This is a genomic window from Actinosynnema sp. NPDC050801, assembly GCF_040673975.1.
Classification (GTDB): domain Bacteria; phylum Actinomycetota; class Actinomycetes; order Mycobacteriales; family Pseudonocardiaceae; genus Actinosynnema.
Map to the genome: position 1 here is coordinate 23784 of NZ_JBFAQZ010000040.1, position 15420 is coordinate 39203.

The window sequence follows — 15420 nt, forward strand, 5'->3', positions numbered from 1 at the left end:
TCAGCTAGGGAGAGCGCTGATGCTAGAGGGTGTCCCCACCCCAGTCAGCACGATCGTCCTCGCAGCGGGTGAAGGCACCCGCATGCGCTCAGCCACCCCGAAGGTGTTGCACCGCATCGCGGGTCGCTCCCTGGTGGAGCACGCCGTGCGTGCCGCCGCCGGGACCGACCCGGACCACCTCGCCGTCGTGGTCGGCCACGGCCGCGCCGCCGTCGGCGACCACCTCGACAGCCTGTCCACCGCGCTGGACCGCAAGGTCACCGTGGCGGTGCAGGAGGAGCAGAAGGGCACCGGGCACGCGGTCGGCTGCGGCCTGGCCGCGTTGGCCGAGATCTCGGACATGCCCGCCGACCTCGGCGGCACGGTCGTGGTGACCTACGGCGACGTGCCGCTGCTGGACGCCGACACGCTGCGCGGGCTGCTCGCCGAGCACGGCGCGCGCGGCAACGCCGTCACCGTGCTGACCGCCGTGGTGTCCGACCCCACCGGGTACGGGCGGATCGTGCGGTCCGCGGACGGCTCGGTCGAGGGCATCGTGGAGCAGAAGGACGCCACGCCCGAGCAGCTGGCGATCAGCGAGATCAACTCCGGGGTGTACGCGTTCGACGCGGCCGTGCTGCGCGACGGGCTCTCCCGGCTGTCCACCGACAACGCGCAGGGCGAGCTGTACCTGACCGACGTGCTGACCATCGCGCGCGGTGACGGGCGACGCGTCGGCGCGCTGGAGACGGCCGACCGCTGGCTGGTCGAGGGCGTGAACGACCGGGTGCAGCTGGCCCGGCTCGGCGCGGAGCTCAACCGCCGGATCGTGGAGCGGGCCATGCGCGCGGGCGTGACCGTGGCCGACCCGGCCACCACGTGGCTGGACGCCGACGTGCGGCTGGAGCGCGACGTGCTGATCGAGCCGAACGTGCAGCTGCGCGCGGGCACCACCGTCGGCGAGGGCGCGGTCGTCGGACCGGACACCACCCTGTCGGCGTGCGTGATCGGGCCCGGCGCGACCGTGGTGCGCACGCACGGCTCGGGCGCGGAGATCGGCCCGCGCGCGTCCGTCGGCCCGTTCGCCTACCTGCGGCCGGGCACCCGGCTCGGCGAGGGCGGCAAGATCGGCACGTTCGTCGAGACCAAGAACTCGGACATCGGCGCGGGCAGCAAGGTGCCGCACCTGAGCTACATCGGCGACGCCACCATCGGTGAGAACTCCAACATCGGCGCGGCCAGCGTCACGGTGAACTACGACGGCGTGAACAAGCACCGGACCACGATCGGCTCACACTGCCGCACCGGGTCGGACAACATGTTCGTCGCGCCGGTGACGGTCGGCGACGGCGCCTACACCGGCGCCGGGACCGTGGTGCGGCGCAACGTGCCGCCCGGTGCGCTGGCCGTGTCCGGCGGACCCCAGCGCAACCTCGACGGCTGGGTGGTGTCCCGCAGGGCGGGCACCGCCGCGGCCGAGGCGGCGCAACGCGCACTGACGCCCGAGAATGCAGGCACAACCGATGAAGGGCGCTGACGTGAACCCCACGATGGCCGGGACACCCAAGAAAAACCTGATGCTCTTCGGCGGGCGCGCCTATCCCGAGCTGACCGAGCAGGTGGCCAAGCACCTGAACGTGTCGGTGACCCCGCAGTCGGCGTACGACTTCGCCAACGGCGAGATCTTCGTGCGGTTCGAGGAGAGCGTGCGCGGTTGCGACGCGTTCGTCATCCAGTCGCACTGCGCGCCCATCAACCAGTGGCTGATGGAGCAGCTGATCATGGTGGACGCGTTGAAGCGCGCGTCGGCCAAGCGCATCACCGTGATCATGCCGTTCTACCCGTACGCGCGGCAGGACAAGAAGCACCGCGGGCGGGAGCCGATCTCGGCGCGCCTGGTGGCGGACATGTTCAAGACCGCGGGCGCGGACCGGCTGGTGTCGGTCGACCTGCACACGTCCCAGATCCAGGGCTTCTTCGACGGCCCGGTGGACCACCTGTGGGCCATGCCGCTGCTGGCCGAGCACATCCGGGACAAGTACGCGGGCCGCGAGCTGACCGTCGTGTCGCCGGACGCGGGCCGCACCAAGCTGGCCGAGAAGTGGGCGGACACGCTCGGCGGCGCCCCGATCGCGTTCATCCACAAGACCCGCGACCCGATGCGGCCCAACGAGGTCGTGGCCAACCGGGTGGTCGGCCAGGTGCAGGGCCGGCTGTGCGTGGTGATCGACGACATGATCGACACCGGCGGCACCATCACCAAGGCGGTGGACCAGCTGCTGGCCGAGGGTGCGTCGGACGTGGTCATCGCGGCCACCCACCCGGTGCTGTCCGGCCCGGCGGTCGAGCGCCTCCAGTCGTGCGGCGCGCGTGAGGTCGTGTTCACCGACACCCTGCCGATCCCGGCCGAGAAGCGCTTCGACGCCATGACCGTCCTCCCGATCGCGCCGCTCCTGGCCCGCGTGATCCAGGAGGTCTTCGAGGACGGCTCGGTGACCTCGCTGTTCGACGGCAACGCCTGACGTCCCGCGCGCCGTGCGGGATGATCCCCGGATGGCGCTCGAACCCGAAGGGCCCGGCACACCACCCGTGCCGGGCCCTTCGCCGTCCGACCCGGCGCCGTCCAACTCGGTGACGGGAACCGTGCACGGCCCGGTCTCGCAGATCGGCGTCGTGCACGGCGACGTGAACCTGGTGACCGGCGCGCCGGTGCGGACCCGGTACCGGGAGACGGTCCGGCGCATCGCGCCGCCGAGGTTGATCGGCCGGGAGGCCGAGCTGGCCGAGCTGACGGCGTTCTGCACCTCGCCGGCGACCGCCGGGCACTACCGCTGGTGGCGGGCGGCCGCGTGGTCGGGCAAGTCGGCGTTGATGTCGACGTTCGCCCTCGACCCGCCGGCCGGTGTGCGCGTGGTGTCGTTCTTCATCACCGCCCGCCTGGCCGCCCAGAACGACCGGAACGCGTTCATCGAGAACGTGCTGGAGCAGCTGGTCACCCTGCTCGACCAGCCCTTGCCGCCACTGTTGACCGAGTCGACCCGCGAACCGCACCTGCTCGGCCTGCTGGCCGAGGCCGCCGAGGCGTGCCGTGATCGCGGCGAGCACCTCGTGCTGCTCGTGGACGGGCTGGACGAGGACAGGGGCGTCACCACCGGCCCGGACGCGCACAGCATCGCCGCCCTGCTGCCGGTGGACCCGCCGGTCGGCCTGAGGGTGGTCGTGGCGGGCCGTCCGAACCCGCCGATCCCCACCGACGTCCCGGACCACCACCCCCTGCGCGACGCGGACGTCGTCCGGCCGCTCGCACCGTCACCGGCGGCTCAGGCGGAACGCGACGGCATGGTGCGCGAGCTGAAGGCCCTGCTGCACGGCACGCCGACCGCGCAGGAGCTGCTCGGCCTGGTCACGGCGGCGGGCGGCGGCCTCACCGCGGCCGACCTGGCGGAGCTGACCGGGTCGTCGGAGTGGGACGTGGACGACCACCTGCGCACCGTGACCGGCCGCAGCTTCAGCCGCCGCCCCGGGCACCACCGCCCTGGAACCACCCCGGACGCCTACGTGCTCGGCCACGAGGAACTGCACCTGAAGTCGATCCAGGTGCTGGGACCCACCCGCCTCGCCGCCTACCGCGAGCGCCTGCACCGGTGGGCCGACGGCTACCGCGACCGCCATTGGGCCGCCGACACCCCCGACTACCTCTTCCGCGACTACTTCGCCCTGCTCAGCCTCACCGGCGACGTGGTGCGGATGCTCGCCTGCGCGACCGATCCCGATCGGCACGACCGCATGCTCGGCAGGTCCGGTGGCGACGGTGACGCGGTCAACGAGGTCCTCGACACCCGGTCCCACCTCATGGCCGACGAGGTGCCCGACCTGGTCGCGATGAGCCGCCTCGCCGTCCACCGCGATCGGCTCGTCGGCCGCAACGCCTCGCTGGCGCCCACCCTGCCGGGACTGTGGGCTTCGCTCGGACGGATCTCCAGGGCCGTGGCGTTGGCCGAGTCGTTCGACGACGCACGCGCGAGGGATCGCGCCCACCTGACGGTCATCCGTGCCCTCGGCCGTCAGGGTCATGTCACCCAGGCGGTCGAGCTGGCCCACGCGATCGGTGACGTCCTCATCCGCACCATGGCGCTCACGGCGCTGGCGCCGGTCGGTCGAGGGCACGACGGGGTCGGGAACCTGCTCGATCTGCAGGACCGGGCCGTTCGGCTCATCGAGAACACGGAGAGACGGAACCGCGAGTTGGCGGCCCTGGTCCGCTGCGCCGCACGCCTGGGTGACATCCCCCGTGCTCTCGCCCTGCTCGACCCGATCACCGACGACGCCGCCCGGGCCCGGGCGGTTCTCCCGATCGTCCGGGCCGCGCTCGCGAGCGGCGACCTTGAGCACGCGCTCGCCCTGGCCGAACAGACCGCCGGCACCGACTTGCACGTCGACGCGATCGCACGGGTGGCGACCGCGTTCGGTGAGTCGGGGAACGTCGAGCGGGCCCGAGAGCTTCTGGCCCGGCTCACCGCCCTCGGCTCGGGCCACGATCGGGCACCCGGTGAAGAGGTGCGGCGCTCGGTGCGAAATCTGGTGGCCGTGGTCGACGGGATCGACCGCACCGAGGAGCCGGAGCCCTCCCCGCTCGACGACGCGCGGCAGAGCACCGATCCGGAGCAGGCCCGCCGGGACGTCGAGTCGATCGCCGACACCGCCGAACGCGAGCGGGCGATGCTCGACCTGATCCGCGGGTTCGTCACGCGGGGCGAACTCGTGCCGGCCGATTCCCTGACCGACTCCCTCCAGCACCCCCGGCACCGGGGCGTCGCGCTCGGGGTGCTGGTACCGGCGTTGATCGCCGCCGGTGACCAGGAGCGGGCCGTCGCGGCGCTGTACCGGGCCGAGGTGTCGGCTCGTGCCCACGGTGACGCGGCTCGGCGGAACCGGGTGATGATCCAGGTGATCGACGCCGTGATCGCGACCGGTGACCTCGACCAGGCCGAAGCGCTGGCGCGATCCCTCCTCGACCCGCGCCACCGCGGCAACGCGCTGAACAGGATCAGCCGCGCGGCCAAGCGAGCCGGCGATGCGACCAATGCCCGCCGGCTCGTGCACGACGCCATGGCCGCGGCGTACTCCATCACGGACATCCGCCGACGCGAGCAAACGCTGGTGCTCATCGCTTCCACCCTCGCCTCGCAGCACGACCTGACCGCAGCCGAGGCCCTGGCCGAGTCCTTGCAGAACCTGCGCCTCCGCGACGCGGCCCTGTGGTCGGTCGGGCGCTTCTCCACACCGGGAGAGGGGCACGATCAACCGCCCGTTCCGCCTCCCGGACCGGTCGAGGACGGCTCCGGCATCCCACCGGAACTGTCGGCCGTGATCGCGCGAGGGGATCTCGACTCGGCTGAGGATCTCGCGTTCTCGTTCACCGACTGGTTCACGAGCGCCAAGGGCGTCCAGGAGGTGGCGGAGGCGGCGCTCGAGGGGGGCGACCTCGACCTGGTGGAGAAGATCGTGGTGCGGGCCGCGCTGAGCCACCACCTGGTGTCCGCGGTCGGCTTCACGGTCAAGGCGATGGCAGCGAAGGGGCACGTCGACCGGGCGCGGAGCCTGCTCCACCGGATCGAGTTCGCGGCGAGGTCGACCGGCCACACCGATTCGGACTGGACGCTCAGCACCGTGGTCGGCTACCTCGTGGACCTGGATGACATCGATCGAGCGGAGGAAGTCGCCAGGAGCATCGCCGATCCGGCCAACCGGTGGTCGTCGCTGTGGGACGTCGTCGAAGGGGCGCTGCGCACGGGTGACGTCGACCGCGCGAGTGCTGTCGCAGACTCGATCACCGACTCCGAGCAACTGTCCTCGGCCGGACACCTCATCCCCAGGCTCACACCGGACTCGGCGCGGCGCGTGGTGGCCCGTGGCCTGTTCGGCAAGAGGTGGCAGCGCAGCGTCGGCGTGCTGAGCCGGGTGAGCCCGGCGTCGTTGGAGGCGATCCTGCGGGAACTCGCGGTCATCGACGAACGGGCCCGTCGACCGGTTTAGCGGGTGCGAGGGAGGGCAATCAACCCCCGATTAGGCCCCGTCCGCAGAGTCGGCCTACACTGCTCAGGTTGCCTCGGCGAGGGCGAGCATCACGCTCGGCGTGATCGACGCGGCGGTTGTGATGCCGCGCGTGTTCACCCTCCGCGCCGCCCGCCGCCGCAGGCCAACCCCCGCTTCGCCCCGCCCGACGTACCCGCCGACGTTTACCAGGCCAGACCGTTAGGAGAGCCCCACCGTGTCCGAGGTCCGTCTCGCCGCAGAGCAGCGCACCGAGTTCGGCAAGGGCGCCGCCCGCCGCACCCGCCGCGCCGGCAAGATCCCCGCGGTGCTCTACGGCCACGGTTCCGACCCGAAGCACCTGGCCCTGCCGGCGCTCGAGTTCGCCCGTGTTGTCCGCGAGCACGGTCAGAACGCAGTTCTCACGCTGGACATCGAGTCCTCCACCGAGCTGGCGCTGACCAAGACCGTCACCACGCACCCCATCAAGAACTACATCGAGCACGTCGACCTGCTGCTCGTGCAGCGGGGCGAGAAGGTCACCGTCGAGGTGCCGATCGTCCTCACCGGCGACGCCGCCGCGGCGACCCTGCTCACGCAGGACCTCACCACCGTCCAGGTGGAGGCCGACGCGCTGAACATCCCCGAGCAGGTCGAGTACTCGATCGCCGGTCTGACCGCGGGCACCCAGGTGCACGCGTCCGACCTGGTGCTGCCCGCCGGCACCACCCTGGTGACCGACGGCGACGCGATGGTCCTCGCGGTGAACGCCGCGCCGACCGCCGCCGAGTTGGACGGCGACACCGGCGAGGCCACCGAGGCCGAGGCCACCGAAGAAGGCTGAGCCCATCACGTCGGGCAACTCGAACGGCACGCCTCCCCCGCCGCACGGCTGGGGTGGCGTGCCGTTCCCGTTCCTGAGCCCGGCGCAGGTGCGCGCCACGCGGTTCCCCCGCAAGAAGGGCAAGGGCTACGACCCGGCGCAGGTGGACGCGTTCGTGCTGCGCATCGCCGACGCGCTCGCCGGACGCATCGAGCTGCACCCCGACCGGGTGCGCACGATCGCGTTCACCGAGATCGCGGGCGGCTACGACCAGCGGACCGTGGACGACTTCCTGGCCGCGCTGGAGCACCAGCTGCGGTCCGGGCACGTGCCGCCGACCACGCTGCAGACCGGTGACGCGCTGTTGGCGGTGAAGCTGCCGCGGTCGCCGAACGGCTACGATCGCGGCGAAGTCGACACGTTCCTCGGCCGGGCCGCCGCGGCGCTGGACGGCCGGGGGCGGATGACTTCGAGCGAGGTCCGCCACACCAGGTTCAGCACCACGTCGGGTCTGCGGCGGGGCTACCAGGTGCGCGCGGTGGACACCTTGTTGGACGAGCTTGAGCAGGAGTTGCGGTTCCGTGGTCGATGACGTCGCCCTGGTCGTCGGGCTGGGCAACTCCGGTCCCAAGTACGAGGGCAACCGGCACAACGTCGGCTTCCTCGTGCTGGACGAGCTGGCCTCTCGCGTGGGCGGGAGGTTCAAGGCGCACAAGGGCGGCGCCGAGGTGCTGGAGGGCCGGTTGGCCGGTCGCCGGGTCGTGCTGGCGAAGCCGCGCGGCTACATGAACACCTCCGGCGGGCCGGTGGCGGGCACGGCGAACTTCTACAAGGTGCCACCGTCGTCGATCATCGTGGTGCACGACGAGCTCGACCTGCCGTTCGGCGCGGTGCGGCTCAAGCTCGGCGGCGGCGAGAACGGGCACAACGGGCTGCGGTCGATCACGAAGTCGTTGGGCACGAAGGACTACCACCGGGTGCGGTTCGGGGTGGACCGGCCGCCGGGTCGGATGGACCCGGCCGACTACGTGCTGCGCGACTTCTCGCTCGTGGAGCGCAAGGAGCTGGCACTGGAGCTGGACCGCACGGCCGACGCGGTGGAGGCGTTGCTGGAACTGGGCCTGGAAGCCGCCCAGAACAAGTTCCACTGAGCACAAGTTCCACCGGACACAAGTTCCACCGGGCACAAGTTCCACCGGGCACAAGTTCCACCGGGCACGAGTCCCACCGGGCACGAGTTCCGCCAAGCACCAGGTCCACCGGGCACCAGGTCCGCCGATCAGGCGCGGCCGAAGCGGGCGAGCAGGTGCCAGACCTTCTTGACGTCCTGCCGGTCGTAGCGGTCGCGGGCGTCGCCGATGACCTTCGGGGTCAGGACGCCGTCCACCGCGATCTCCACGCCCAGCTCGACGTACCGCGGGCCCCGGTAGTCGGGGTGGCGACGCAGTTCGTCCACGTGCAGGCGGAATCCCGGATGCCACTCGACGGCGCACGGCAGTCGCCGTGCGGCTTCTTCCACGTCCGTGCCCCGGTAGCTCGGGTCGAGCACGAGCGCTTCCAGGTCGCCCCCCACCCGGACCGGACCGTGCACGTGGGCCTCGACGTAGTCGTCCAGCACGTCCTGCCGGTCCGCGAGCGCCAGCTCGACCAACGACATGCGGTCCGCCGTGCCGAACGCCTCCGGCTCCACGAAGCTGTCCGGGTAGCAGAACGTGCTGCGCGCCGCCGCGTCCCCGGTGAGCCTCAGGTGGGCCGACCCGAACCTCGGCGACGCGCCGTACGGGCTCAGGCGGAAGTTCAGGCCACCGTAGACCGGTCGTTCGTGGCCGGGGGCCCGGTCGTACGCGCCGCCGAACATCCGGCTCTCCCACCGCCACCGGTCACCGCCGGCGAACGCGGTCAGGCCGCCGTTGCCCGTTCCCGTGACGAACTGCGACACGTAACGCCCCGTGTCCGCCAGCGCGGCGACCACTCGTTCGGGGTGGAAGTTCAGGGTGATGCGCAGGGCGCGGTCGAGCGGTGCACCGGTCGACCGCGCCCGGACGTGCCGAAGCGCGCGCTCTGCCGGGGTCACCCAGCGGGCACCAGGGACGCGGCGGCGGAGCGGCGCAGCTTGCCGGACGGCGTCTTCGGCAGACTGCCCGGCTTGAGCACGACCACCGAGAACGGCCGCAGGCCGACCGCGTCCACGACCCGTGCGCTGATCGCCTTGCTCAACGCGCGCACCGCGTCGTCCTCACCGGCCAGCTTCGACTCGACCACCACGGCGAACCGCTCGCGCCGCGTGCCCGCGTCCAGCCGCACGGCCACCGCGTTGCCGGCGCGCACGCCCTCGACGGACGTCGCGGCGCGCTCGATGTCGGTGGGGTAGATGTTGCGCCCACCCATGATGATCACGTCCTTGCGGCGCCCGCACACGACGACCTGGCCGTCCACCACGTAACCCTCGTCGCCGGTGTCCAGCCAGCCCTCGGCGTCCTGGGTGTCCTGCGGGCCGTTCACGGTGAGGTAGCCGGGCGTCACGGCCTCGCCGCGCACCCGCAGCTGCCCGACCTCGCGCTCGCCGAGCACCGCGCCCTCGCCGTCCACCACCTGCACCTCAAGGCCCGGCAACGGCGGCCCGAGCAGCGGGAACGCCCGCGCGTTCGGGCTGTCCGGCGGCACGGGCACGGCGCGGTGACCCGCCTCCAACTCCTCCGGGTCCACCACGTCGACCGTGATGCCGGTGAACACCGGCGCGAACGCCACGCCCAACGTCGTCTCCGCCATGCCGTACGCGCAGAGCACGCACTCGGGACGCAGCCCGAACCGCGCGCCCGCGTCGGTGAACGTCTTCACCGCGGCGGGGTCGATGGGCTCGGCGCCGTTGAGCGCGATCCGCAACGTCGACAGGTCGTACGCGCCGTCGTCCACGCCCTGCATCCGGCGGGCGGCGATGGCGTAGGCGAAGTTCGGCGCGGCCGTGATCGTGCCCTTGTACCGGCTGATCAGGTCCGGCCACAGGGTGGGCCGGCCGAGGAAGTCCACCGGGGTGACCTTGACCAGGTCGAGGCCGAACAGCATCGGCACGGTCAGGAAGCCGACCATCCCCATGTCGTGGAACAGCGGCAGCCAGGAGACCATCCGGTCGGTCTCCGGGTCGAGCTCGGCGGCGGTCTCCATCGCCTTGGCGTTGGACCACAGGTTGCCGTGCGTGATGCGGACGGCCTTCGGGTCGGCGGTGGACCCGCTGGTGAGCTGGAGCAGCGCGGGCATGTCCTCGTCGACGTCGACGGGCGCCTCCAGCGGCTCGCCGTCGAGCTCGCCCAGCTTGCGGTAGGCGACGCCGTGCTCGTCCAGCACGCCCGACAGCGCGTCGAACGGCGCGCCGAGCAGCACCAGCTTCGCGCCGATCATCGTGAGCACCCGCAGGGTGTCCGCGGCCCACTCGGCCAGGTCGGTGCGGGCCGTCGGCTGGTGCAGCATGGTCGTGCTGCCGCCGGCCAGCCACACCGCCTGCACGGCGGGCGCGATCTCGGCCGGGTCGCCCGCGAGCACCGCGATCGACTCACCGCGGGCCACGCCGCCCGCCACGAGTGCGCCGGCCATGCGGGTGGCCTGTTGGTGCACCTGCTCCCACGACCTGCGGACGGGAGTGTTCGGCTCCCCCGTGGTCATGCCCCGCGCCCGTCCCCCGGCACCCAAAGCGGTTGCCACCATCGTGTCCACGAACCGGCTCATGTCCGTCAGGGTAGAGCGATCTTTTCGAGCATTGAGCCGATAGGGCGAAACAACCGGCGCACCATCCGGCGATACTCCCCGGTACACCACACGAAGGAGGTAATTGGGTGGCCGGGTTCGACGCTCGCCGGCACATGCCGGCACATCCGGCGCCGCTGTTGGGCGCGCAGGATCTGCGGCAGGTCGCCTTCCACCGCCCGCCGCCCGGCCAACCGGGGTACGACGAGAACCAGGTGGACACCTTCCTCGACCGCATCGAGGCGACCCTGCTCGGCCGGGACGACGTGACCGAGCAGGACGTGCGGCGGGTGCGGTTCAGACCCGCGAGACCCGGCTACTACGCGGCCGAGGTCGACGCGTTCATGGACCTGGTGGCCGAGACGCTCGGCTCCACGCCGCAGCGACGCCAGGCCACCGCTCCCGCGCAGGGCGCGCACGCCACGTCGACCGGGATGCGCCCGGCGGCCCGGCTGACGCCGCAGGACGTGCGTGGCGTGCGGTTCCACAAGCCCAGACCGGGGAACCGGGGTTACCACGAGGGCGAGATCGACGCGTTCCTCGACCGGATCGAGAACACCCTGGCCGGTCGCGACGACCTGACCGCCCGGGAGGTGCAGGACTTCGAGTTCGGCTACGCCCCGCCGGGGCAGGTGGGTTACGACGAGGACGACGTGGACACGTTCCTCGACCTCGTCGTGGTGACGTTGGAGCGCATGCCCACCCCTCCCGCTCCCGTGCGCCCCCGCTCCACCTCCGCCTCCGCCTCCGCTTCGGCCTCCTCCGCCACCATCTCCGCGCTCGGCGCGCCTCCGGTCGTGCCGCCCCGACCGCGTCCGGGCCCCGGCACCCGCCCGTTGACCGCCCGGGACGTGCGCACCGCTGCCTTCGGCAAGCCGCCGCGCGGTCGTCGCGGCTACCAGGAGTCGCAGGTCGACAAGTTCCTCGACCGGATCGAGAACACGCTGCTGGGTCAGGACGACCTGACCGCGCGCGAGGTGCGCGAGGCCCGCTTCAGCCGGCCGATGTTCGGGCGGCGCGGGTACGACGAGACCGAGGTGGACGCGTTCCTGGCGCGGATCGAGAAGCAGTTGGGCGACGGACCCCTGCGGCCGGGCGCGCTCCCACCGATCACGTCGTGGAAGCAGCTGCGCTTGATCAAGATCCCGTTGGCCGGGCCGGCGCAGCGCGGTTACCGCACGTCCCAGGTCGATCGGGTGCTGGAGGAGGTCGGCATCGCGCTCGACGGCATGATCGGCGCGTCGTCGGAGGAGGTGGCCAAGACGAAGTTCGCCACGTCGTTGCTGGCGGGCCAGGGCTACGACTGCTCGTTCGTGGACGAGCTGATGCCCCTCCTGTCCACCGAACTCCGCCGCCGCGGCCGCTAACCCCTCAAACCTCGCGAGTCGAACCTCCAGGTCCCGCGTGTCGAACGCTCAGGCCCCCCGAGTTCACCACTCAGGTCTGTCCTGAATGGCGAACTCGGGGGGCCTGGAGGTTCGACTCGCGAGACCTGAGCGTTCGACTCGCGGGACCGGAGCGTTCGACTCGCGGTCAGGATTCGGCGGATTCGGCGGCGGACAGCCACTGGGCCTCGACGTCCTCCGCCTCGGCCAGCACGGCCTTCAGCTCGGCGTCCAGGGCCAGCAGGCGTTCCGGGTCGGTGGCCGCCTCGGCCAACGCCGCGTGCAGCTGCGCTTCCTTCTTCTGCAACGTCTCCAACCGGCGTTCCAGCCGGGACAGCTCCTTGCGCGCCGCACGCTGGTCAGCGGCCGAAGAGGGTGCCGACGCGGACTTGGAGACCGACCCGGCGACGGCTTCCTTCTCCCGGTCCCGCCGCCGCAGGTACTCCTCGATGCCACCGGGCAGATCGGTCAGCCCGCCGTCGCCGAACAGCGCCACCACCTTGTCGCACACCCGTTCCACCAGGTACCGGTCGTGCGAGATCACCACCAGCGTCCCCGGCCACGAGTCCAGCAGGTCCTCCAACTGCTGCAACGTGTCGATGTCCAGGTCGTTGGTGGGCTCGTCGAGCAGCAGCACGTTCGGCTCGGCCATCAGCAGCCGGCACAGCTGCAACCGCCGCCGCTCACCACCGGACAGGTCACCCACCGGCGTCCACTGCTTCTGCGACGAGAACCCGAACCGCTCGGCCAGCTGCGACGCCGACATCTCCTGCTTGCCCAGCACCACCCGCCGCGCGATCTCCTCCACGGCCTCCAGCACCCGCATCGACCCGTCCAGGTCGTGCAGCTCCTGGCTGAGGTGCGCGAGCTTCACCGTCTGGCCCTGGATGCGCTTGCCGGTCTCCGGCTCACGTTCCCCGGCCAACGCCCGCAGCAGCGTCGTCTTGCCCGACCCGTTCACGCCGACGATGCCGACCCGGTCACCCGGCCCGATCCGCCACGTCAGGTCGCGCACCAGCACCCGGTCGGGCACGGTCAGCGTCACGTCCTCCAGCTCCAGCACCGTGCGCCCGAGGCGGCGCTTGGCGAACGCCAGCAGCTCGACCGAGTCACGCGGCGGCGGCACGTCGGAGATCAACGCCTCGGCGGCGTCGATGCGGTAGCGGGGCTTGGACGTGCGGGCCGGCGCGCCGCGGCGCAGCCACGCCAGCTCCTTGCGGGCCAGGTTGCGGCGCTTCTCCTCGATCGTGTCCGCCAGCCGGGCGCGTTCGGCGCGGGCGAAGATCCAGTCCGCGTAGCCGCCCTCGTACTGCTCGACGCGACCGCCGACGACCTCCCACGTGCGGCTGCACACGGTGTCCAGGAACCACCGGTCGTGTGTCACCACGACGAGTGCCGTGCGACGGGCCAGCAGGTGCTCGGCCAGCCACCGCACGCCCTCCACGTCCAGGTGGTTGGTCGGCTCGTCCAGCACGACCAGGTCCAGGTCCTGCACCAGCGCCGCGGCCAGCGCGACCCGCCGCCGCTCGCCACCGGACATCGTGCCCACCGGCGAGTCCAGCCCGAACCCGGTGATGCCGATGCCGTCCAGGATCGACCGCACCCGCGCGTCGGAGGCCCACTCGTGCTCGGAGTCGAACCCGAGCGGGTCGATCACCGCGTTGCGGACCGTCGAGCCCTCGGCCAACTCGGTGCGCTGGGTGACCACCGCCATGCGCAGCCCGCGATTCTGGCTGACACGTCCCTCGTCCGGTTCAGCGAGCCCGGCCAGCACCTCCAGCAGCGTGGTCTTGCCGCCGCCGTTGAGGCCGACGACCCCGATGCGGTCGCCTTCGCCGACGCCGAGGGACACGCCGTCGAGCAGCGGGCGCACGCCGAACGACTTGGAGACGTTCTCCAAGTTGACCAAGTTGGCCATGTACCAGCACCTTCATCGAGAACGGAGGACAACGCAGTACGCCAGCCTAGCTATCGCACCGGTAACGGCTGCCCGCCACGGCCCGACCTACCGGCGTAACCCCTACCGAGGAGTCCGATGTCACAGCTCAAGTGGGCCGTCGGCGCGATCGCGCTGTTAGCCGCCGGGTGCGGTAGCCCGATCACCCCACCCGCCACCACCGTCACCAGCACCGTGGTCGTCGGCGAACCCGTGACGCCGACCGCGGCGCCGGAGCCGGTCGCGAAGACGTGCACGGTCCCCGACGTGGTCGGCATGGTCCACCAGGCCGCCCAGGACACCATGCAGGCCGCCGGCCTGTACCGGCTGCGCGAGCAGGACTCGACCGGCCAGGGGCGCGTGCTGGTCGTGGACCGCAACTGGACCACCACCGCGCAGAGCGTCGCCGCAGGTCAGGTGGTCGACTGCGACACCGAGGTCCTGCTGTCGGCGAAGAAGACCGGCGAGTAGCTCACGCGTGCACCTCGGGCGGGATCGGGCGGGGCGCCTCGTCGGTGCCGATGACCCGCGCGCCGTGCACCGGGCCCTGCGCCACGCGCACCGTCCGGCACACGCCCGCGCCCGCCAGTTCGGCGGCCACCCGCACCGCCGAGTCGGCGTCCGTGCAGAGGAACGCGCAGGTCGGCCCGGATCCGGACACCATGCCGGCCAACGCACCCGCGTTCACGCCCGCGCGCAGCGTGCGGCGCAGGTTCGGGCGCAGGGAGACGGCGGCGGCCTGCAGGTCGTTGCCGAGCAGCAGCGCGAGCTGGCGCGGGTCGCCGGACGCCAGCCCTTCGAGCACCGCCTCCGCCTCACCCACGCGGGGCGGGTCACCGTCGGCCCGCAGCCGGTCCAGCTCGTCGAACACCTCCGGGGTGGACAGGCCACGCCGGTCGAACGCCAGCACCCAGTGGAACGTGTGCCGGGACAGCACGGGCACGATCCGGTCGCCCCGGTCGGTGCCGAGCGCCGTGCCGCCGTAGATGGCGAACGGGACGTCCGCGCCGATCTTGCCCGCGAGGCCGGCCAACTCGTCGCGGCTGATCTCCAACCGCCACAGCCCGGCCAGACCGACCAGCGTCGCCGCCGCGTCCGCGCTGCCACCCGCCATGCCGCCCGCGACCGGGATGGACTTGCGGATCACCACCCGGACCTTCGGGTCGTCGGGGTCGCGGCCGACGTGCTGGGCCAGCGTCCGGACCGCGCGCCACGCCAGGTTGGACGCGCCGGTGGGCACCGAGTCGGCACCCTCGCCGTGCACCTCGACCCCGGGGTCGTCGGCGATGGCGACGGTCACCTCGTCGGTCAGCGACAAGGCCTGGAAGATCGTCACCAGGTCGTGGTACCCGTCCGCGCGCGAGTCGCCTACGGCCAGGTGCAGGTTGACCTTGGCCGGGACGCGGACGGTGACCGGGGGCGGGACGACTGCGAGCACGCCATGAAGCCTACGGGCGTTTCCGGGTTGCCCGCTCCTACCGACCCCTGACCTGCGGTGGAACACCCTCCACCACCAAAAGAAGGGC

At 72.0% G+C, this 15420-nt stretch carries 12 protein-coding genes; 8 read left to right on the plus strand and 4 right to left on the minus strand.

The window, feature by feature from the left end; all coding sequences use genetic code 11:
• Positions 1 to 19 precede the first annotated feature (19 nt).
• The 6 genes from glmU to pth all read left to right on the plus strand — a co-directional run bounded on the left by glmU (position 20) and on the right by pth (position 7986).
• Positions 20 to 1516 (plus strand): bifunctional UDP-N-acetylglucosamine diphosphorylase/glucosamine-1-phosphate N-acetyltransferase GlmU, encoded by a 1497-nt coding sequence (gene glmU, locus AB0K14_RS39765; RefSeq protein ID WP_360463447.1) that lies wholly within the window; start codon positions 20 to 22, stop codon positions 1514 to 1516.
• 13 nt (positions 1517 to 1529) lie between these two features.
• The gene (locus tag AB0K14_RS39770) at positions 1530 to 2501 is read left to right on the plus strand and encodes a ribose-phosphate diphosphokinase (RefSeq protein WP_360463481.1); all 972 of its coding nucleotides are present in this window, start codon (positions 1530 to 1532) and stop codon (positions 2499 to 2501) included.
• 31 nt (positions 2502 to 2532) lie between these two features.
• Complete coding sequence (locus tag AB0K14_RS39775) at positions 2533 to 6015, plus strand: hypothetical protein (protein ID WP_360463450.1); 3483 nt, start codon at positions 2533 to 2535, stop codon at positions 6013 to 6015.
• A 235-nt stretch (positions 6016 to 6250) separates the two neighbouring features.
• Positions 6251 to 6856 (plus strand): 50S ribosomal protein L25/general stress protein Ctc, encoded by a 606-nt coding sequence (locus AB0K14_RS39780; RefSeq protein ID WP_360463453.1) that lies wholly within the window; start codon positions 6251 to 6253, stop codon positions 6854 to 6856.
• Between the two features lie 58 nt (positions 6857 to 6914).
• Entirely contained in the window at positions 6915 to 7427 is a 513-nt protein-coding gene (locus AB0K14_RS39785) for a DivIVA domain-containing protein (protein ID WP_360463456.1), read from the plus strand.
• Positions 7417 to 7986, plus strand: coding sequence for an aminoacyl-tRNA hydrolase (pth, locus tag AB0K14_RS39790; RefSeq protein WP_360463459.1), 570 nt, complete (start codon positions 7417 to 7419; stop codon positions 7984 to 7986). Before AB0K14_RS39785 ends, pth begins: the two co-directional genes overlap by 11 nt.
• 128 nt (positions 7987 to 8114) lie before the next feature.
• Here pth and AB0K14_RS39795 read toward each other — a convergent pair whose 3' ends face one another.
• Complete coding sequence (locus tag AB0K14_RS39795) at positions 8115 to 8909, minus strand: DUF3626 domain-containing protein (protein WP_360463462.1); 795 nt, start codon at positions 8907 to 8909, stop codon at positions 8115 to 8117.
• Entirely contained in the window at positions 8906 to 10555 is a 1650-nt protein-coding gene (locus AB0K14_RS39800; RefSeq protein ID WP_360463465.1) for a fatty acyl-AMP ligase, read from the minus strand. The genes AB0K14_RS39795 and AB0K14_RS39800 overlap by 4 nt, the downstream gene beginning before the upstream one ends.
• A 107-nt stretch (positions 10556 to 10662) precedes the next feature.
• Here AB0K14_RS39800 and AB0K14_RS39805 point away from each other — a divergent pair, with 107 nt between their 5' ends.
• On the plus strand, positions 10663 to 11940 hold the full coding sequence (locus AB0K14_RS39805; protein WP_360463468.1) for a DivIVA domain-containing protein: 1278 nt from the start codon (positions 10663 to 10665) through the stop codon (positions 11938 to 11940).
• Between the two features lie 166 nt (positions 11941 to 12106).
• Here AB0K14_RS39805 and AB0K14_RS39810 read toward each other — a convergent pair whose 3' ends face one another.
• A complete protein-coding gene (locus tag AB0K14_RS39810) occupies positions 12107 to 13876 on the minus strand; it encodes an ABC-F family ATP-binding cassette domain-containing protein (RefSeq protein ID WP_360463471.1) in 1770 nt (589 codons plus the stop codon).
• A gap of 117 nt (positions 13877 to 13993) precedes the next feature.
• Here AB0K14_RS39810 and AB0K14_RS39815 point away from each other — a divergent pair, with 117 nt between their 5' ends.
• Positions 13994 to 14365 (plus strand): PASTA domain-containing protein, encoded by a 372-nt coding sequence (locus AB0K14_RS39815; RefSeq protein ID WP_360463474.1) that lies wholly within the window; start codon positions 13994 to 13996, stop codon positions 14363 to 14365.
• A gap of 1 nt (position 14366) precedes the next feature.
• Here the strand turns inward: AB0K14_RS39815 and AB0K14_RS39820 are convergent, their stop codons facing one another.
• Positions 14367 to 15332 (minus strand): 4-(cytidine 5'-diphospho)-2-C-methyl-D-erythritol kinase, encoded by a 966-nt coding sequence (locus AB0K14_RS39820; RefSeq protein WP_360463477.1) that lies wholly within the window; start codon positions 15330 to 15332, stop codon positions 14367 to 14369.
• Positions 15333 to 15420 lie beyond the last annotated feature (88 nt).